Below are 18,930 nucleotides of genomic sequence, written 5' to 3'. Positions count from 1 at the left end.
ATGGGTGGAGCTGACCGGTACTAATAAGCCGAGGGCTTGTCCATAGGTTGCTCGCGTCCACTGTGTAGTTCTGAAACAACGAACCCCGGCATGTTCCTCATGCCGGCGCCGGTTCGACAGTTTCATAGTGTTTCGGTGGTCATAGCGTTAGGGAAACGCCCGGTTACATTTCGAACCCGGAAGCTAAGCCTTTCAGCGCCGATGGTACTGCAGGGGGGACCCTGTGGGAGAGTAGGACGCCGCCGAACAATTATTAGCCTCAACCCCCGAGCTCCGGCTCGGGGGTTGAGGCTTTTTTGCGTCCACTACAGTTGGCTCCGTGCGCTACGACCTGGTCATTTTCGACAACGACGGTGTGCTCGTGGACAGTGAGCCGATCGCGAACCACGTGCTCGCCGATCTGCTGACGGAGCACGGGCATCCGACGACTTATGAGGAGTCGTTGCGGGACTACATGGGCTCGGCCATGCACCGAGTCCACGACCTGGTGGCGGAGCGGTCGGGGCGGCGGTTGCCCGAGGACTTCGACGCGACCTATTACGCGCGGGTCTTCGAGGGCTTCCGCCGTGAACTGCAGCCGGTGCCCGGTGTGGCGGCCGTGCTGGAGAAGCTGGACGCGGACGGGGTGCCGTACTGCGTGGCGTCGTCGGGCAGCCATGAGCGGATCCGGGTGGCGCTGCGGAAGACCGGGTTGTACGGGCACTTCGGCGAGGAGCGCATCTTCAGTTCGCAGGACGTGGGGCGCGGCAAGCCGGCGCCCGATCTGTTCCTGCATGCGGCAGGCGTGATGGGCTTCGCGCCGGAGCGGTGCGCGGTGGTGGAGGACAGCCCGCTGGGGGTGCGTGCCGCGGTCGCGGCTGGGATGGACGCGTACGGTTTCACGGCGATGACCCCGCCGGCGCGACTGGAGGAGGCGGGGTCCGCGGGGACACTGACGCTCTTCGCCGAAATGGCGGGCCTGCCGGGAAAACTGATGATGTGATCGACCTACCCGTCCGTAGGCTTCCGCCCTACGCTGCTCGCTCATGGACGGCATCGACGGCAGATTGCGTCATGGGCGGGCCTCCCTGGCCGTCAGCTTCTTCTCGCAAGGTGTGGCCTTCGCGCTCCTGGTGACGCGTATCCCGGCCCTGCAGGATCGATACGGCATCAGTGACGCGCTGCTGCCCCTCTTCCTCGCCGTGGTGCCCGTCCTGGCCGGTGTCGGGAGCGTGGCCACCGAGCACCTGGTGAAGCGTGTGCGGCCGAGCGTGGTGCTGCGCTGGGTCCAGCCGGTGGTGTGCCTGGCGCTGCTGGGTGCCGGCTCCGGTGACACGATGTGGCAACTGGGCCTGTCGCTCGCGGTGTTCGGCATCTGCGTCGGCGGGCTGGACGCCTCGATGAACATGCTCGGCGTGAGCCTGCAGCGGGTGTACGGCCGCAGCATCATGCTGGGTTTCCACGCCGCCTACAGCTTCGGCGGCATCCTCGGTGCGTCACTGGCATGGGCGGGGGCGCACTGGCATCTGTCGCTGGCGGTGCTGTACGGGCCGGTGGTGGCGGTGCTGATCCCGCTGACGCTGGTGGGCAGCCGTTGGTACGTCGACCAGGCGGCGGCCGACGGGCTCGCGAAGACGCCGGCGCAGGACGAGGCGCAGGCCTCCGGGGCCGGGGCGGGGAATGCGACTGGAGCCGGGACGTCCGTCGCGATGCGCATGCTGCTGCCGCTGTGCCTGGTGATGGCCTTCGCGTACATCGGCGACTCGACGGTCTCCAACTGGAGCGCGAAATACCTTCAGGACGTCCTCGGCAGCTCCGAGCAGTTGGCGACGGTCCCGTACAACGTCTACATGGTGACGACGCTGCTCGGCCGGTCGGTCGGCGACCTGGGGGTGCGGCGCTTCGGGGCCGCGGCGGTCGTGCGGGCCGGTGCGGTGGTGGCGGTGGCGGGCTTCGCGGTGGTCGCGGTGGCGCCGGGGCCGTGGGTGGGGATGCTGGGCTTCACGCTGCTCGGCTTCGGGCTGTGCGTGATCGTGCCGCAGACCTTCGCCGCGGCCGGGCGGATGTTCCCGGGGGCGTCGGACACGGCGATCGCGCGGCTCAACATCTTCAATTACGTCGGCTTCCTGGTCGGTTCGCCGCTGGTGGGCGCGCTCGGTGACGCGTGGAGCTACCGCGGCGCCATGCTGGTGCCCATGGTGCTGGTGTCGGCGACCCTCCTGTATGCCCGCTCGTTCGGTACGGAGCCCGCCCGATACGGTGGCGACCATGAGCGGCCGCGCACAGCTGATGTGGGACGAGCAGGTAACGGGCTATGACTTCGGTCGCGGACACCCGATGGACCCGGTGCGGCTCGCGCTGACCATGGGGCTGGTCCGGGCCTTCGGACTGGACAAGGCGGCGACGGTCGCGGCCGCGCCCGCCGCGGGCGACTCGACGCTGGGGCTGGTCCATGACGCGGAGTACGTGGCCGCCGTGCGGCGGGCGTCGGCCGACCCGGATGCGCTGACGGAGCTGTCGTACGGCATCGGGACCGCCGACAACCCGGCGTTCCCCGGTATGCACGAGGCTTCTGCGCTGATCGCCGGGCAGTCGGTGGGCGCGGCCGAGGCGGTCTGGCGGGGCGAGGCGACACACGCGGTGAACTTCGCGGGCGGCCTGCACCACGCCATGCCGGGGACGGCCTCCGGATTCTGCGTCTACAACGACGCCGCGCTGGCCATCGCGCGGCTGCTGGAGCTCGGCGCCGAGCGTGTGGTCTACGTGGACGTGGACGTGCACCACGGCGACGGGGTCCAGGCCGTGTTCTGGGACGACCCGCGGGTGCTCACCATCTCGGTGCACGAGCATCCGCGCACCCTGTTCCCGCAGACGGGCTGGCCGGAGGAGACCGGCGGCGGGGCCGCGGAGGGCGGCGCGGTGAATCTGGCGCTGCCCGCCGGCACCGGGGACGCGGGCTGGCTGCGCGCCTTCCACGCGGTCGTGCCCGAACTGGTGGCCGCGTTCCGGCCGCAGGTGCTCGTCACGCAGCACGGCGCCGACACGCACTTCGAGGACCCGCTGGCGCACCTGGCCGTGAGCCTGGACGCGCAGCGCGCGGTGGCGGAGGCACTGCACGGCCTGGCGCATGAGCACGCCGAGGGGCGCTGGGTGGCGCTGGGCGGCGGCGGGTACGCGGTGGTGGACGTCGTGCCGCGGTCGTGGACGCACCTGGTGGGCATCGCCGCCGGCCGGCCGGTGGCGCCGGAGGCGGCGACGCCCGAGGAGTGGCGTGCGGAGGTGTACCGCATGACCCGGCAGATGGGGCCGCTGCGGATGACGGACGGACGGGACGTGTCTTTCGCCGGGTTCGCCGAGGCGGGGTACGACCCGGCGGACCGGCTGGACCAGGCGATCCTCGCGACCCGCCGTGCGGTGTTCCCGCTGCACGGGCTTCTGCCGTAGCGCTTTGCCGTAGCGCTCAGGCGGCGCCGTCGCGCAGCAGCCGCGCTGCGCGTTCGGCGATGGCGTAGACCGTGGCGTTGATGTTGGCGGAGACCACGCACGGCATCACCGAGGCGTCGGCTACGCGCAGGCCCTCCACGCCGCGCACCCGCAGGGCGGGATCGACGACGGCGTGCGCGTCGGTGCCGATGCGGCAGGTCCCCGCGTAGTGGCTGTATGAGCGCAGATTGCGGCAGAGGTAGCTGCGCAGGGCCTTCTCGCCGTCGACGCCCTGGCCGGGCAGGACCTCCTCGGCGCGCCAGCCCGCGAGCGCCGGGGCGCCGCCGATCTCCCGGGCGGCACGCAGGCCGTGGACCATGGCGTCGAGGTCGCGGATGTCGGCGTAGTAGCGCGGATCGATGCGCGGGGGCGTGCCGGGAGTGGCGTCGGCCAGGCGGATCGTGCCGTGGCTGTACGGCGTCATGAGGGCGACCATGATCGTGTATCCCTGGCCGGGGGAGGGGCCCGGCAGGCTGTCCTTGCGCAGCGGGACGTCGACGATCTGCAGCTGGAGGTCGGGCCCGGGGGTCTGCGGGCCCGAGCGGATCAGTCCCTGGACCTCGCCGTGGTTGCTGGTGCCGGGCGGGACGGGGCGCGCCGAGCGGTGGACGACGCCGGACAGCACGTGGTCCTGGAGGTGGGAGCCGACGCCGGGCAGGTGCACCGCGGTGGGGAGGGCGAGGGTCCGCAGGTGGTTGCGCGGGCCGATGCCGGACAGCATGAGCAGTTGCGGGGTGCCGACGGCCCCGGCGGTGAGGACGACCGCTCCGGAGCGGGAGCGGCGCGCGGTGCGCAACTCGCCGCCGGCGGCGTACTCCACGCCCGTGCAGCGGTCGCCGTCCAGGGTGACCCGGTGGACGAGGGCGCCGGTCACGACGTGCAGGCCGGGCCGGTGCAGGGCGGGCCGGAGGTAGGCCGTGGCGGCGTCCTGCCGGACGCCGTCGGCGATGCTGAGGTCACCCCAGCCGAAACCCTCCTCCAGGCCGCCGGCGAGGTCCCGGGCCTCGCGGTGCCCGGTCTCCGCCGTGGCGCGCAGGAAGTCGCGGGCGAGCGGGTGCGGGTCGGCGGCGGGGCCGACTCGCAGCGGGCCGTCCATGCCGCGCAGCGCGGGATCGCGGTCGGCGACGCCGGTGAGGTTCTCGCTGCGCTTGAAGGCGGGGAGGAGGTCGTCGAAGCCCCAGCCCCGGGCGTCCTCGGCGGTCCAGGCGTCGTAGCTCGAACGGTGCCCGCGCAGGAAGTTCATCGCGTTGATCGCCGAGCTGCCGCCCAGGCCGCGGCCGCGGGGCCACGGCACGGCGAGGCCGGTCTCGGTCTGCGGTGTGGTGCGGTCCGCCCAATCCAGGGAGGTGTTCAGCAGGCTCGGCCAGGCCGGCGGCAGGGCCACGGCCGGAGGTTGGTCCGCTCCGCCCGCCTCCAGCAGGAGCACGCGTGCGGCGTCGTCCTCGGACAGGCGGGCGGCCAGCACACAGCCCGCGGACCCGGCCCCCACGACGACGTAGTCGAACTCGGTCCCGTTCGGAAAGGTGCCGGTCACGGTGAACCGCCCATCGCCGTCGTGCGGTTTGCCCCCTTGTGGGAATTGTAGGAAGAACGGCCGTCGTGCGAGGCGCCGGTCGGGGGAGTCGGCCCGAACGGGCATCCCACGGGAGTGATGTCCGGCCTGTTCCCGCGCGTGCGCGGTCCGGTTCGGGCCACCATCGGCCCGTGGTGAGTGTGGGCGCGCTGCGCGCGCATCTGGTGGGGGCGGGGATCGCCGGGCCGGTGGCGACGACACGGGAGAGAAGTCTGCGCAGCTACCGGCTGTTCGCCGCCGGGGATCCGCGGCAGACCCTGGGGCTGGATCCGGGACGGATCTGGACACCGTCCGGGTTGTTGCGGCTGATGGCCGACCAATGCGGGGTTTCGCCTGATCCGGCGCACATTTCCGGGCAAGATGTGATCGACCCGGACCGCACGCTGGCCGGGCTGGACGCTTTCGCCGCACGTCTGCGGAAAGCGGCGCTGGACAGGGAGCCGGTGCTGCTCGGGACCGGGCATCCGCACCGGCTCCTGGGCTTCTACGCCGGATTGGCTGCCGCCCTGTCGGCGGCGGGATGCCCTGTTCTCACCCCATCGCATGGTCGACCTGTCGACATTCCGACGCAATTCGGCCTACGCCCGCACAACCTCCGCTACGTAGGGGGAGTCGCGGTGGTCCGCGGTGCGCCGGGTGAGGGCGCCCGGAGTGCGCCCGGAGCGCACACGCATTCCCCGCTCCCGGTTCGGGTGGCGCTGGCCGGCGCGGCGACGTGCGGAGGGCGGCTGCCGAGCCTCGTGGTGGGGGACCACGGCTGGGTCTGCGGAGCAGGTCAGCTGGGCATTGAGGCCATGGGGCTGGCCGACTCCGACGATCCCGCCGTTTTCGTCGCCCAGGCAGAGGGCAGGGTTTCGGTCGTGGTTCCGCTTGATGACGCTGTGCGGTCCGATTACTACCGACCGCTTACGCGCTATGTACTCAATCGAGCGTGTCTGTCACAGTAGTCAACCGATCGCTACTCCTCTTCCCCACTTGCATCATGCGCACCTAATCTGGGGAGGAGCGCACATGCGAGAGGGAGTCACCGGAGGGGAAGCCGGTGCCCGTCATGTGCGGAAGGTTCAGGTGTGTCATGGCTTCAAGCGAGAGGCCTCTCAACGAGGTCGTGTTCCTGACCGTGGCAGAGGTCGCCGCGGTGATGCGAGTGTCCAAGATGACCGTGTATCGGCTGGTGCACAGCGGTCATCTGCCGGCGATCCGGGTGGGGAGGTCCTTCCGCGTCCCGGAGCAGGCCGTCCATGACTATCTTCGTGAGTCCTACGTGGGGGTGGAAACTGCCTGACGACTGCCTCGGTTTATGCTCGGTGCCCCCGGGCGGGTAGGCTTGGCCGACGTAGGTCGTGTGGGCTCGGACGCCCCGCACCGAGTGAAAACGAAGCGAGGGTAGTCGTGGGCTCTGTCATCAAGAAGCGGCGCAAGCGTATGGCCAAGAAGAAGCACCGCAAGCTGCTGAAGCGGACGCGTGTGCAGCGCCGTAACAAGAAGTAATCGAGCTGCGCGTCGCTCTTCCCACTGCCCTCCCACCACCGCGGTCCGCGGTGGTGGGAGGGCAGTGGCGTTCCGGGCGCGGGTGACGGGGTAGCCGTGACGCGGGGCGCCGGCCGCTCGACTCGGCCGGACTCTCCTTGACCGCCTTGACGGTGTTCGTACGGTCGAGCGTCATCACGGCGCAACATCGAACCGATACGGTGCGTATATGCGGTAAGTAGGAAGGCGCTGATCTTGGGCAAAGTGGTGCTCGTGACGGGGGTCGCCCGCCAGCTCGGCGGTCGGCTGGTACGACGGATCATGCGTGAGCCCGACGTCGACCGGGTGATCGGCGTCGATGTGCTGCCGCCGGAGCATCAGCTGGACGGGGCTGAGTTCGTGCGGGCCGACATCCGGCACCCGATGATCGCCAAGGTGCTGGCCGAGCACTCCGTGGACACCGTGGTGCACATGGACGTGAGCGGGACGCTGCCGGGCCGCAACAGCCGCGCGGCGGTCAAGGAGACCAACGTCATCGGGACGATGCAGCTGCTCGGCGCCTGCCAGAAGGCTCCGAGCGTGCGGCGCCTGGTGGTCAAGTCCACGACGAGCGTGTACGGATCGGCGCCACGCGACCCGGCGGTCTTCACCGAGTCCATGCCCGCGAAATCGCTGCCCACCGGCGGTTTCGCCAAGGACGCCGTCGAAGTCGAGGGGTATGTGCGGGGCTTCGCCCGCCGCCGCCCCGACGTCGCCGTCTCGGTGCTGCGCTTCGCGAACATCCTGGGCCCGCACGCCGACACGCCGCTGGCGGAGTACTTCGCGCTGCCGGTGCTGCCGACCGTCCTCGGGTACGACCCGCGACTGCAGTTCGTCCACGAGGACGACGTCATGGACGTACTGCTGCTGGCCCTGTGCGACGAGGGCAACGGCACCATCAACAGCGGTACGTTCAACATCGCCGGCGACGGGGTGCTGCTGCTGTCGCAGACGGCCCGGCGGCTCGGCAAGCCCACCGTGCCGGTGCTGCTGCCCGCGGTCACCTGGGTGGGGCAGATGCTGCGCACGGCCGGGGTCACCGACTTCTCGCGCGAGCAGATCCGGCTGCTCACCCATGGCAGGGTGGTGGACACGACACAGATGCGCGAGACTCTCGGCTTCATCCCGAAGTACACCACCGCCGAGACCTTCAGCGACTTCGCCCGCAGTCGCGGCCAGGGTCTGCTTCCGCCCGAACGGCTCGCCCGCACCGTGGACCGGCTCGCCGCGCTGGTGCCGGCGGCCGGCCCTGAGAACTGAGCTTGTGAGCACTCCTGCGAGGAGGAATCGCGCCATGGCGGATGCCAAGGTCATCCCGTTCGACGAGGACACGCGAACGCGTAGGGGGTCGTCACGGTCGCGCGGTCGCGCGGCCGCCCGCAAGCCCGGTGAGGCCGCAGGTGCGAACGCGCTGGCCGCGCTGCCGGTGGAGGACCGCACCGTACGGGACCCGGCCGCCGCCGGGCCCAAGGACGCCGGCACGGCCGCCGCGGACGGCCCTGACGCCGGAGCGGCCGGTGCTGGTGCGGCCGGGGCCACGCCGGAAGAGGCGCAGGGCGGTACGCAGCCGCGGCCGGCCGCGGAGGGCAGCCCGCTGGCCGCCGCGCTGGGCCAGGCCGCCGACCGCCTGCTGGGCGGTCCCTGGGAGCGCCGGGTGGCGCACGGCCTGGCGTTCCTGCGCCGCCGTGTCACCGGTGACTACGAGGTCGACGACTTTGGTTACGACGAGGACCTCACCGACCAGTTGCTCATGTCGCTGCTGCGGCCGCTGTACGAGTCGTACTTCCGCGTCGAGGTGAAGGGCATCGAGAACATCCCGGCCGAGGGCGGCGCCCTGGTGGTGGCCAACCACTCCGGGACACTGCCGCTGGACGGGCTGATGATGCAGGTCGCCGTCCACGACAACCATCCGGCGGGGCGGCACCTGCGGCTGCTCGCGGCGGACCTGGTGTTCGTGCTGCCGCTGGTGAACGAACTGGCACGGAAGGCCGGGCACACCCTGGCCTGCGCGGAGGACGCGCAGCGGCTGCTGGAGCGCGGCGAGGTCGTCGGGGTGATGCCGGAGGGCTTCAAGGGGCTCGGCAAGCCGTTCTCGGAGCGCTACAAGCTGCAGCGCTTCGGGCGGGGCGGCTTCGTGGCGACGGCGCTGAAGACCCGGGTGCCGATCGTGCCGTGCTCCATCGTGGGCGCGGAGGAGATCTACCCCATGATCGGGAATGCGAAGACCGCGGCGCGGCTGCTGGGCTTCCCGTACTTCCCGATGACGCCGACCTTCCCGTGGCTGGGCCCGCTGGGGCTGGTGCCGCTGCCGACCAAGTGGACCATCCAGTTCGGCGAGCCGATCGCGACGGACGGCTACGCGCCCGAGGCGGCGGAGGACCCGATGCTGGTCTTCAACCTGACCGACCAGGTACGGGAAACGATTCAGCACACCCTTTACAAGCTGCTCGTACAGCGGCGTTCGGTGTTCTTCTGAGAGACGCGACAAGGGCCGGTGCCCGGGGTGATGCCCCGGGCACCGGCCCTCGCCGGTACCGCTCGGTCGGCTATTCGCCGTTGTCGTCCTCCACGCCGAGGCCGAGTCCCGGGAGGAGGCCAGGCAGCAGCGGGGGCAGGGTGACGGACGGCTGAGTCGTCTCACCGGAGCCGCTGGAAGGACTGCCGCTGCTCGGCGGCGGGTTGAGCAGTCCGTCCGTGCCGCCGATGAAGCCGCTGTCGGAGCTCTTGGACGCCGACGGGCTGGCCTTCTCCGTGCCGCGCTCGGCGGAACGGTCGCTCGCGGAGACGCTCGACGAGGGGGACGGCCCTCGCGTGTCGCCGCCGGTACGGGCGCCGCTGCCGGGGGTGCTGTCGCGCCCGTCGCCGGGGGTGGCGGCGGGGGGCAGCAGCTTCTGCAGCGGGGCGACCTCCTGCTCTATGGCGTCGAAGACGGAGGTCACCTTGTTGCCGACGTCGCTGAGCTTGTTGGGCAGCCGGTCGCGCAGCTCGGTCCAGCCCCTGCGGTGGGTGTTGGAGAACGCGGAGAGCGTCTCCATCGGCCGCAGTGAGCCGTCCTTGCGGTACGCGGCGGTGAGCAGGCGATGGCCCTCGGAGGCCTCCTGCTGCATGCCGGACAGCGCCCGGCGGATCTCGCCCACCGACTCGTCGTCGAGTTGACCGCCGCGCCCGCGCTCCATGAGGCGGCGGGCCTCCTGGAGCCGGGTGGAGGCGAGGTCGAGATAGACCTTGCCCCGGTCGGCGTCGTCGTCGGCGAGGTTGAGGCGCATGTCCTCCATGCCCCGCTTGAGGCCGTAGAGCGTGTCACCGGGGAGCGCGTCGGTGCTCGCGGCGGCGACGCCGCCGAAGGCACCGGCCGCGACGCCCACCGAGAGACCGCCGGCGGCGAGCCGGCGGGACCACGCGGTACGGGGCCTCAGCTTCCCCATGCCGCGACTGCCCGCGCGATGTGCGCCGCGACCGCCGTCGCGCTGCTCGGGGACCGTCAGCGTGCCGTCGGCGAGCGCGGCTTCCATCGCCGCGATCAGTTGGGCACGTTGCACGGTTTTGGCCTCGGGGTCCAGCGTCGGCCGCGGCACGTCCTCCAGGGCGTCCGCCAGGGCCAGGAGCCTTCCCTGGTCCGGATCCGCATGCCGGTCCGCGGCGTGGGCGCCGTGCTGCTCGCCGGCGAGCGCCTGATGGCCGTCGCCCTCGAGGGCGTCGGCGAAGGCGTTCGCCCGCCGCTGCGCCGTTGGGTTCGCGATCACGGGCGGCACCTCCTCTCGTCATCCACCTCGACTCCCCGTTGTGCCTGCAAGGTTCCGAACCTTGAGCCTTTCCACCCGATCGAGTGATCGGAAGCGGGCAGGGCACGGCAGTGGGGGGTCCGCATGTGATGCAACGAGCGCCGTACGCCCAGGGTTACGCCCAGGGTTGCGCACTCATGATGATCGGACCGTGAAGCCAGTCGCAAGATGAAGTCCCATCCATGGCGTTCATCGCGCGTCGTCGGGAAGCAGCCGGGCAAGGGTCCGTACGGCCCGGTACTGCAGGGTCTTGATCGCGCCTTCGTTCTTCCCCATGATGCGTGCCGTCTCGGCGACGGACAGGCCCTGCAGGAAGCGCAGTGTCACGCACTCCTGCTGCTGGGGGTTGAGCTTTCGCACCGCGCGGAGCAGTGACTCGTTGGACAGCGACTCCAGGACGCAGTCCTCCGGGCTGGGCTCGACCTCGTTGGCGTCGAGCATCTCCCCGGTGGTCACCTCCAGCCGGAAGCGGCTGGACTTGAAGTGGTCGGCGACCAGGTTGCGCGCGATGGTCACCAGCCAGGCGCCGAAGTCGCGGCCCTGCCAGGTGAACGTGCCGATCCGGCGCAGCGCGCGCAGGAAGGTCTCGCTGGTGAGGTCCTCGGCGGTCGCCTTGCCCCCGACGCGGTAGTAGATGTAGCGGTACACGGTGTCGGAGTAGTGGTCGTACAGCCGCCCGAAGGCCTCGGTCTCGCCGGCCTGGGCGCGTTCGACCAGGTCCATCATCCGGCCGCTGTCGGTGTCGGAGGCGGGCCGGCGGGTGGAGGCGCCCGAGGACCGTGCGGTCTGCGGGGTGCTGCGGGTACGTCTGCCGACCGCCGCCCGGCCGTCGGCGAGCGCGTAGGTCGCCAGGGCGGGGCCGGCGGGCACTGCTGCGAATGCGGGCACGGGCACGGCGTACGCGGGGACAACGCGCAGCAGGTGCTCAGCCACCAGTGCGCGCAGCGTAGCCAGGCCAGAGGCGTCAACCCCGGTGTGTGGGTACACGGGACTCCCAGAGGCAGAACTTCCATCACGTGCAGTACGGAACCGTTCACCCGTCGTAGCGACGCGTGGGAACCGGCTTGCGTTTGAGGAGAATAACGCTTCGTACAGGCGACGCTACACCGAGTTGCTGAAATCGCCGGTTCCGCCCACTCTCTGGCGGAATGGTGATCGATCAATTATCGAACACTCAATCAGACTTGACCACATAGCGTCGTGAAATGCTCGCGTGGAGAACGTGTTGTGGCTGTGTGGTCATGTGGCGACTGACGGGGCGCCAGAGGGGTACAACGGTGTGTCGCCCATCGGCCCCGGACCGGGGCCGATGGTCAGCGACGGCGGCGCTGCAGGGCCACCGCGGCGGCCGCACCGCCCGCGACCGCCCCGACCCCGGCGGCCGCCGGGATGCCGATTTTCGCGGCCTTGCGACCCGTGCGGTAGTCGCGCAGGCGCCAGCCCATTTCGCGCGCGTGTTTGCGCAGCCGCGTATCGGGATTGATCGCATATGGATGTCCGACCAACGACAGCATCGGGATGTCGTTCGACGAATCGCTGTACGCGGCGCAGCGCGACAGTTCGAGTCCCTCGGCGACGGCGAGCGCCCGGACCGCCTCGGCCTTGGCCGGGCCGTGCAGCGGCTCGCCGACCAGCCGGCCGGTGTACACGCCGTCGACGTGCTCGGCGACGGTGCCCAGGGCGCCGGTCAGGCCGAGCCGGCGGGCGATGATCGTGGCGGTCTCGACGGGAGCGGCCGTGACCAGCCACACCCGCTGCCCGGCGTCCAGGTGGGCCTGGGCGAGCGCGCGGGTGCCGGGCCAGATCTTGCCCGCCATGTACTCGTCGTAGATCTCCTCGCCGATCGACATGAGCTCCTCGACGCGGTGCCCCTTGACGATCGACAGCGCGCTCTCGCGCACGTCCTGCATGTGCTCGGGGTCCTCGGACCCGGCGATGCGGAAGTAGGCCTGCTGCCACGCGAAGCGCGCCAGGTCGCGGCTGCGGAAGAACTTCCGCTTGTACAGGCCGCGTCCGAAGTGGAAGATCGCGGCACCCTGCATGACCGTGTTGTCCAGGTCGAAGAAGGCGGCCGCGTGGGGATCGCCGACGACCGGGAACGCGGGGGCGGAGATCCGCGCCGCCTTCTTCGCCGGGGATGCCGCGGGTGCCGCGAGGGCGGCCTCGGCCGCGGCCTCGCCTGCCAGCACGCTGCGTGCTGTCGCGGAGCGCTTACGGGGGGTGAGCCATCGCAGAGCGGCCATGGGGCGAGCATAGCCAGTCTGTTGGGCACTTCCGGTGCTCAGATGGAGCAGGTGAATGAACTCCGAGCGACAGAAGTGTTACTCACGTCACGGCTGGTTGACGCCGCCGGAGGCAGAATGGCCGGCATGAGTCCCCTGTTCGGACGCGGCTCCCGCCGGGACGCCACGGCTCCCGCCGCCCCCGCCGGCTCCGCAGATCCCGCCCACCGCACGGTCACGCTGATCGCGAAGCCCGGGTGCCACCTGTGCGACGACGCGCGCGCCGTCATCGAGAAGGTGGCCGCCGAGGTCGGCTGCCGCTTCGAGGAGCGCGACATCACCCAGGACGAGGAGCTGAACCGCGCGTACTGGGAGCAGATCCCGGTCGTCCTGATCGACGGGGAACAGCACACGTTCTGGCGTGTCGACGAGGGCCGGCTGCGCCGCGGGCTGGGCGCCTGAGGCGGCTGGTGCCACCGGTGGGTGATTTGCGGGTGTTCCTCTTGGCCCGTGTGCTCGATTACCATCAAGGCGTTTTGTGTGCTGCGGGGGCATGTACGTAAGGATGGTGACGGCGTGCTCCCGGGCAGGCTTCAGACGCGCGGCGGTTTCGCCGTCGTCGACGTCGAGGCCACCGGTTCGAGTTCGCGGCGGAACCGCGTGGTCGAGCTGGCGGTCGTTCTGATGGACCGCGATTTCATCCCGCAGGGCGAGTTCTCGACCCTGGTGGACCCCGAGGGCCCGGTCGGCCCCACCCATATCCACGGCATCGAGTCCCACCATGTGGAGGCGGCCCGCGCGCCGCTGTTCTCCCAGATCGCCCCCGGGCTGCTCGGGCTGCTGCGCGGCCGGGTGCTGGTGGGGCACAACGTGGGCTGCGACCGGGCGTTCCTGGCGGCGGAGTACGGCCGCATCGGCGTCCGCTTCCCCGAGGTGCCGGAGCTGTGCACCATGCGGATGGCGGCGCAGCGCGAACCCCTGCCGCGGGGCCTGAGCCTGCGCGCGTGCGCCGAGGCCGCCGGGGTGACCGGCTGGTCGGCGCACACCGCGCTCGGCGACGCCCGCGCGACCGCCCGGCTGTTCACCGCGTACGTTCAGGAGCACCCGCAGTGGCCCGCGCACGCGGAGCAGGAGCTGACGCGGGCGGCCGGGGTGGAGTGGCCGAAGCTGGCCGGCACCGACGCGCTCTGGGTGGGGCGCCGGGGTGCGGAGCGGCCGCTGATGCGGAACGTTCCTGTACAAAAGATGGTTTCTTCCGTCCGTAATGGGGGCGCGTGATGCCGGTCACTTCCCCAGGGCAAATCGGACACCATCTTTGTGCACGCGTTCACAAAGACATAGCCTGGCGTGTACGGGGCGGCCCCAGCGAGGGGTGCCGTCCGCAGCCCAGCTCTACCCGCAGGAGCATCGTGGCAACTGGCCGAACTCACCGACCGGCGACTCGGAGCCGAGGGATTCCCGAGGCCACCGTCGCCAGGCTCCCGCTGTACCTGCGGGCCCTGACCGCGCTTTCCGAGCGATCGGTGCCCACCGTGTCGTCGGAGGAACTCGCGGCCGCCGCCGGAGTGAACTCCGCCAAGCTCCGCAAGGACTTCTCCTACCTCGGTTCGTACGGAACCCGCGGTGTCGGTTACGACGTCGAGTACCTCGTGTACCAGATCTCCCGCGAGCTGGGCCTCACCCAGGACTGGCCGGTCGTGATCGTCGGCATGGGTAATCTCGGCGCCGCGCTCGCCAACTACGGAGGCTTCGCCTCCCGCGGTTTCCGCATCGCCGCGCTCATCGACGCGGACGCCCAGCTCACCGGCCGGCCGATCGCGGGGCTGCCGGTCCGGCACGCGGACGAGCTGGAGTCCATCGTGCGCGACAACCACGTGTCCATCGGCGTGATCACCACGCCCGCCGGTGCCGCGCAGGAGGTCTGCGACCGCCTGGTGACCGCGGGGGTCACCTCGATCCTGAACTTCGCCCCGACCGTGCTGACCGTCCCCGACGGGGTCGACGTCCGCAAGGTCGACCTCTCCATCGAGCTGCAGATCCTCGCCTTCCACGAACAGCGCAAGGCCGGCGAGGAGCTGGAGGACAGCCTCGCGGTGCCCCCGGTGGCGGCCAAGGCGGTCCGCGACGGCGACCGCCGCCCGGGACCTGACGGGGACGTCCCCGCCGTGATGCCGGCATGAGTCTCCTCGTGGTCGGCCTGAGCCACCGCACCGCCCCGGTCGGCGTCCTGGAGCGGGCGGCGCTCGCGGATGACACCAAGACCGAGCTGCTGCACGACGTGCTGGCCGCCGAGCCCGCCAGTGAGGCCGCGGTGCTGTCGACCTGCAACCGCATCGAGCTGTACGCGGACGTCGACAAGTTCCACGCCGGGGTCGCCGAGCTGTCCACGCTCCTCGCGCGGCACAGCGGCGTCGGCCTGGACGAGCTCACCCCGCACCTGTACGTCCACTACGAGGACCGGGCCGTCCACCACCTGTTCTCGGTCGCCTGCGGCCTGGACTCCATGGTCGTCGGCGAGGGCCAGATCCTCGCCCAGATCAAGGACATGCTCGGCCACGGCCAGGAGCTGCACACCGCCGGCCGGACCCTGAACGACCTGTTCCAGCAGGCGCTGCGGGTCGGCAAGCGGGCCCACTCCGAGACCGGCATCGACCGCGCCGGGCAGTCGCTGGTCACCTTCGGCCTGGACCAGATGGCGCAGGCCATCGGCGGCACCACCTTCGCGGAGTGGGGCAAGGGCAAGCGCGCCCTGGTCGTCGGCGCGGGCTCGATGAGCTCGCTCGCGGCCGCGACCCTGGCCCGTGCCGGGGCCGGTGACATCGTCGTCGTCAACCGCACGCACGAGCGCGCCGAGCGGCTGGCCGAGTCCGTCGGCGGCCGGGCGGTCCCCATGGAGGACCTCGCCGCCGAGCTGCCGCACGCCGACATCGTGGTGTCCTGCACCGGCGCGACCGGGCTGGTGCTGACCGCCGACACGGTCGCCCGCGCCACCCTGACCCGCGCCCTGCGCGCCGCCGGCGGGCCGGCCGCGCCCATCGGGATGCTCGACCTGGCGCTGCCGCGCGACATCGACCCGCTGGTGCACGCCATCGACGGAGCGCATCTCACCGATCTGGAGACCATCGGCACGGCCGCGGCCGACGCGCCCATGGCGGCGGACGTCGACCAGGTCCGAAAGATCGTTTCCGCAGAGGTCGAGGCGTTCGGTGCCGCTCAGCGCGCCGCCCACATCACGCCGACCGTCGTCGCCCTGCGCGCCATGGCCGCCGACGTGGTCGCCACCGAGCTCGCCCGGCTCGACGGCCGGCTGCCCGGCCTGGACGAGCGCGAGCGCGCCGAGGTGACCCAGACCGTGCGCCGCGTGGTGGACAAGCTCCTCCACGCGCCCACCGTGCGGGTGAAGCAACTGGCGGGCGAGCCCGGCGGAGCCGGGTACGCTGACGCGCTGCGCGAACTCTTCGACCTGGACCCGCATGCGGTCGCCGCCGTCAGCCGGGCGGACACCCCGGCCGTACCAGTGGTCCCGTCACCGGCCGCGTCGACCGGTGCCGTCACGAGTGAACCGAATCGAGGGCGGGCATGACGAGGCCCACCGCACTGAAACTGGGAACCCGGCGCAGCGCGCTGGCGATGACGCAGTCGGGAATAGTCGCCGACCAGGTACGCCGGCTCACCGGCCGCGACGTGGAGCTGGTGGAGGTGACCACGTACGGCGACGTCTCGCGCGAGCATCTGGCGCAGATCGGCGGCACCGGGGTCTTCGTCTCCGCGCTGCGCGACGCGCTGCTGAGCGGGGAGATCGACTTCGCCGTCCACTCCCTGAAGGACCTGCCCACCGCCGATGCCGACGGGCTGACGCTGGCCGCGATCCCGTCCCGCGAGGATTCGCGGGACGCGTTGGTGGCCCGCGACGGCCTCAGCTTCGAGCAGCTCGCCATGGACCCGCGCGGGGTGCGCATCGGCACCGGCTCGCCGCGCCGCATGGCGCAGCTGAACGCCTGGGCCCGCTCCCTCGGCGTCCGCGTCGAGACCGTGCCGATCCGCGGCAACGTGGACACCCGCATCGGATACGTTGCCTCGGGCGACCTCGATGCCGTCGTCCTCGCAGCGGCCGGCCTGAGCCGGCTGGGCCGCCTGTCCGAGGTCACCGAGCTGATCTCCCCCGACGTCGTGCTGCCCGCCCCCGGACAGGGGGCGCTGGCCGTCGAGTGCTCTGCGGACGACGCAGAGCTCATCGCCGTGCTCGCCGGGCTCGACGACCCGTTCACCCGGGCCGCCGTGACCGCCGAGCGCGCACTGCTCGCCGCCCTGGAAGCCGGCTGCTCCGCGCCCGTGGGCGCGCTGGCCGACCCCGTCCTGGACGGCCACATCACCGAGCTGCGCCTGCGCGGTGTCGTCGGGACCACCGACGGCTCCTCGCTGGTGCAGATGTCCATCACCGGTTCCACCCCCGTCTCTCGCGAGGAAGCTCTGGCCCTGGGCCGCGAGCTCGCCGACGAGATGCTCGCCAAGGGTGCGGCCGGTCTTATGGGGGAGCGCGTACTTTGAGCCCCACCGCCGCCGCAGCGACCAACACCACGACGGCCGTCGATACCGCGAACGGCAGCGCCGACAGCGCCGCCGACGCACGACCGCCCCTCCCGGTCCTCGGGCACGTCACCTTCCTCGGTGCCGGACCCGGAGACCCGGGTCTGCTGACCCTGCGGGCCGTCGAGGCCCTGGCCCGCGCCGATCTGCTGGTCGCCGACCAGCTGGTGCTCGAAGTCGTGCGCGCGCACGCCCGGGCAGGCGTGGACACGGCGGAGCCGGCCGTCGCCGAGGGCGAGTTGAGCACTTCGGCCGCCGCGACCAAGCTTTGCACGGCCTCCGCGCGCACCGGCAAGCGGGTGGTCCGTGCGATCGCCGGCGACCCCGGGCTCGATCCGCAGGCCGCCGCCGAGATGCTCGCCTGCGCCCAGGCCGGCATCCCCTTCGAGGTGGTCCCGGGCGTCGCCGCGGCCGTCGGCGTACCCGCGTACGCCGGTGTCCCGCTCAGCGGGAACGTGCGCTTCATAGACGCCGTCACCGCCTCCGGCAGCTGCTGGAGCGAGGTGGGCGCGAGCGACGCGACGGTGGTGGTCTCCACGACCCTGCAGACCGTCGCCGCCAACGCCGCCGAGCTGGTGTCCGCAGGGCGCAAGCCCGACACCCCGCTGACGGTCACCGTCGCCGGCACCACCACCCGGCAGCGGACCTGGACCGCCACGCTGGCGACCATCGCCGCCGAGCTGAAGGCGACCAAGGCGCTCCCCACCCCGGAGGGCCCCATCGCGGCGATAGCCGTGGTCGGCGAGCCGACCACGCAGCGCGAGCTGCTCTCGTGGTTCGAGACCAAGGCCCTGTTCGGCTGGAAGGTCCTCGTGCCGCGCACCAAGGAGCAGGCGGTCTCCCTCTCGGACCAGTTGCGCTCCTACGGCGCCGTGCCGCACGAGGTGCCCACGATCGCCGTCGAACCGCCGCGCACCCCGCAGCAGATGGAGCGCGCCGTCAAGGGCCTGGTCACCGGGCGCTACGAGTGGATCGCCTTCACCTCGGTCAACGCCGTGAAGGCGGTCCGCGAGAAGTTCGAGGAGTACGGGCTCGACGCGCGCGCCTTCGCCGGCATCAAGGTCGCCGCCGTCGGCGAGCAGACGGCGCGCGCCCTCGTGGACTTCGGCGTGAAGCCGGACCTCGTGCCCAGCGGTGAGCAGTCCGCGGCCGGCCTCCTGGAGGACTGGCCGCCCTACGACCCCGTCTTCGACCCCATCGACCGGGTCTTCCTGCCCCGCGCCGACATCGCCACCGAGACCCTGGTGGCGGGCCTGGTGGAGCTCGGCTGGGAGGTGGACGACGTCACGGCCTACCGGACCGTGCGCGCTTCGCCCCCGCCGGCGGAGACCCGTGAGGCCATCAAGGGCGGCGGCTTCGACGCGGTGCTGTTCACCTCGTCCAGCACCGTGCGGAACCTCGTCGGCATCGCCGGCAAGCCGCACAACGTCACCGTCATCGCCTGCATCGGCCCCGCGACCGCCAAGACGGCGGAGGAGCACGGGCTGCGGGTCGACGTGATGGCCCCCGAGCCGTCCGTGCAGGCCCTGGCGCAGGCCCTGGCCGACTTCGGCGTACGGCGGCGTGAGGCCGCCCTCGCGGCGGGCGACCCGGTGACCCGGCCGAGCGAGCGCCGTCCCGGTTCGCGGCGCCGCGCCCGGGTCTGACGCGGGCGCACCCTTCGCACACCGCCCAGGGGCGGGCGGCCCCGGGGGGCGGGCGCCCCGCCGGGGGAGGGCCCCGGGGCCGACAAACGGGGGGGGAGAGCACACCCCGCGCGGGCGGTCGGGGGTTTGGGGAAGCTCCGGGGCTGGAA

18 protein-coding genes and 1 rRNA gene are annotated in these 18,930 nt (G+C 71.7%); 15 read left to right on the top strand and 4 right to left on the bottom strand.

Going from position 1 to position 18,930, the window contains the following annotated elements:
• Positions 1–131 precede the first annotated feature (131 nt).
• From rrf to ACFWVC_RS14885, 4 genes are all read left to right on the top strand, one after another.
• Positions 132–248, top strand: a 5S ribosomal RNA gene (rrf, locus tag ACFWVC_RS14900).
• A 71-nt stretch (positions 249–319) separates the two neighbouring features.
• Positions 320–982 (top strand): HAD family hydrolase, encoded by a 663-nt coding sequence (locus ACFWVC_RS14895; protein WP_384284390.1) that lies wholly within the window; start codon positions 320–322, stop codon positions 980–982.
• 43 nt (positions 983–1,025) lie between these two features.
• Positions 1,026–2,297 (top strand): MFS transporter, encoded by a 1,272-nt coding sequence (locus ACFWVC_RS14890; protein WP_384284388.1) that lies wholly within the window; start codon positions 1,026–1,028, stop codon positions 2,295–2,297.
• Complete coding sequence (locus ACFWVC_RS14885) at positions 2,248–3,423, top strand: acetoin utilization protein AcuC (protein ID WP_384284387.1); 1,176 nt, start codon at positions 2,248–2,250, stop codon at positions 3,421–3,423. Before ACFWVC_RS14890 ends, ACFWVC_RS14885 begins: the two co-directional genes overlap by 50 nt.
• Before the next feature lie 16 nt (positions 3,424–3,439).
• Here the strand turns inward: ACFWVC_RS14885 and ACFWVC_RS14880 are convergent, their stop codons facing one another.
• Positions 3,440–4,996 (bottom strand): GMC family oxidoreductase, encoded by a 1,557-nt coding sequence (locus ACFWVC_RS14880; RefSeq protein ID WP_384284385.1) that lies wholly within the window; start codon positions 4,994–4,996, stop codon positions 3,440–3,442.
• Between the two features lie 170 nt (positions 4,997–5,166).
• Here ACFWVC_RS14880 and ACFWVC_RS14875 point away from each other — a divergent pair, with 170 nt between their 5' ends.
• The 5 genes from ACFWVC_RS14875 to ACFWVC_RS14855 all read left to right on the top strand — a co-directional run bounded on the left by ACFWVC_RS14875 (position 5,167) and on the right by ACFWVC_RS14855 (position 9,020).
• The gene (locus tag ACFWVC_RS14875; protein WP_384284383.1) at positions 5,167–5,982 is read left to right on the top strand and encodes a phosphatase; all 816 of its coding nucleotides are present in this window, start codon (positions 5,167–5,169) and stop codon (positions 5,980–5,982) included.
• A gap of 128 nt (positions 5,983–6,110) precedes the next feature.
• Positions 6,111–6,320, top strand: a complete 210-nt coding sequence (locus tag ACFWVC_RS14870; protein ID WP_319665659.1) for a helix-turn-helix domain-containing protein — start codon at positions 6,111–6,113, stop codon at positions 6,318–6,320.
• Between the two features lie 107 nt (positions 6,321–6,427).
• The gene (locus tag ACFWVC_RS14865) at positions 6,428–6,526 is read left to right on the top strand and encodes a 30S ribosomal protein bS22 (protein WP_003948845.1); all 99 of its coding nucleotides are present in this window, start codon (positions 6,428–6,430) and stop codon (positions 6,524–6,526) included.
• A gap of 234 nt (positions 6,527–6,760) precedes the next feature.
• Positions 6,761–7,804: an NAD-dependent epimerase/dehydratase family protein gene (locus tag ACFWVC_RS14860; protein ID WP_384284381.1), complete on the top strand. Its 1,044-nt coding sequence runs from the start codon at positions 6,761–6,763 to the stop codon at positions 7,802–7,804.
• Positions 7,805–7,838: 34 nt separating this feature from the next.
• A complete protein-coding gene (locus tag ACFWVC_RS14855) occupies positions 7,839–9,020 on the top strand; it encodes a lysophospholipid acyltransferase family protein (RefSeq protein ID WP_384284379.1) in 1,182 nt (393 codons plus the stop codon).
• A 70-nt stretch (positions 9,021–9,090) separates the two neighbouring features.
• Here ACFWVC_RS14855 and ACFWVC_RS14850 read toward each other — a convergent pair whose 3' ends face one another.
• The 3 genes from ACFWVC_RS14850 to ACFWVC_RS14840 form a co-directional block, all read right to left on the bottom strand.
• On the bottom strand, positions 9,091–10,287 hold the full coding sequence (locus ACFWVC_RS14850) for a DUF5667 domain-containing protein (RefSeq protein ID WP_384284377.1): 1,197 nt from the start codon (positions 10,285–10,287) through the stop codon (positions 9,091–9,093).
• Positions 10,288–10,515: 228 nt separating this feature from the next.
• The gene (locus ACFWVC_RS14845; protein ID WP_384284375.1) at positions 10,516–11,313 is read right to left on the bottom strand and encodes an ECF subfamily RNA polymerase sigma factor, BldN family; all 798 of its coding nucleotides are present in this window, start codon (positions 11,311–11,313) and stop codon (positions 10,516–10,518) included.
• A 326-nt stretch (positions 11,314–11,639) separates the two neighbouring features.
• Positions 11,640–12,569, bottom strand: coding sequence for an HAD family hydrolase (locus tag ACFWVC_RS14840; RefSeq protein WP_384284373.1), 930 nt, complete (start codon positions 12,567–12,569; stop codon positions 11,640–11,642).
• A gap of 117 nt (positions 12,570–12,686) precedes the next feature.
• Here ACFWVC_RS14840 and ACFWVC_RS14835 point away from each other — a divergent pair, with 117 nt between their 5' ends.
• From ACFWVC_RS14835 to ACFWVC_RS14810, 6 genes are all read left to right on the top strand, one after another.
• The gene (locus tag ACFWVC_RS14835) at positions 12,687–13,010 is read left to right on the top strand and encodes a glutaredoxin family protein (protein WP_384284371.1); all 324 of its coding nucleotides are present in this window, start codon (positions 12,687–12,689) and stop codon (positions 13,008–13,010) included.
• Between the two features lie 114 nt (positions 13,011–13,124).
• On the top strand, positions 13,125–13,826 hold the full coding sequence (locus ACFWVC_RS14830) for an exonuclease domain-containing protein (protein WP_384284369.1): 702 nt from the start codon (positions 13,125–13,127) through the stop codon (positions 13,824–13,826).
• Between the two features lie 131 nt (positions 13,827–13,957).
• A complete protein-coding gene (locus ACFWVC_RS14825) occupies positions 13,958–14,728 on the top strand; it encodes a redox-sensing transcriptional repressor Rex (RefSeq protein ID WP_384284367.1) in 771 nt (256 codons plus the stop codon).
• Positions 14,725–16,131, top strand: coding sequence for a glutamyl-tRNA reductase (locus ACFWVC_RS14820; protein ID WP_384284365.1), 1,407 nt, complete (start codon positions 14,725–14,727; stop codon positions 16,129–16,131). The genes ACFWVC_RS14825 and ACFWVC_RS14820 overlap by 4 nt, the downstream gene beginning before the upstream one ends.
• On the top strand, positions 16,128–17,096 hold the full coding sequence (gene hemC, locus ACFWVC_RS14815; RefSeq protein WP_384284363.1) for a hydroxymethylbilane synthase: 969 nt from the start codon (positions 16,128–16,130) through the stop codon (positions 17,094–17,096). The genes ACFWVC_RS14820 and hemC overlap by 4 nt, the downstream gene beginning before the upstream one ends.
• Complete coding sequence (locus ACFWVC_RS14810; protein WP_384284361.1) at positions 17,093–18,781, top strand: uroporphyrinogen-III synthase; 1,689 nt, start codon at positions 17,093–17,095, stop codon at positions 18,779–18,781. Before hemC ends, ACFWVC_RS14810 begins: the two co-directional genes overlap by 4 nt.
• The last annotated feature ends 149 nt before the right edge of the window (positions 18,782–18,930 follow it).

It is taken from the genome of Streptomyces sp. NPDC058691 (assembly GCF_042714775.1).
Lineage (GTDB): Bacteria > Actinomycetota > Actinomycetes > Streptomycetales > Streptomycetaceae > Actinacidiphila.
The sequence above is the reverse complement of the archived record's forward strand: the minus strand, read 5'-3'. Positions and strand labels throughout refer to the sequence as shown.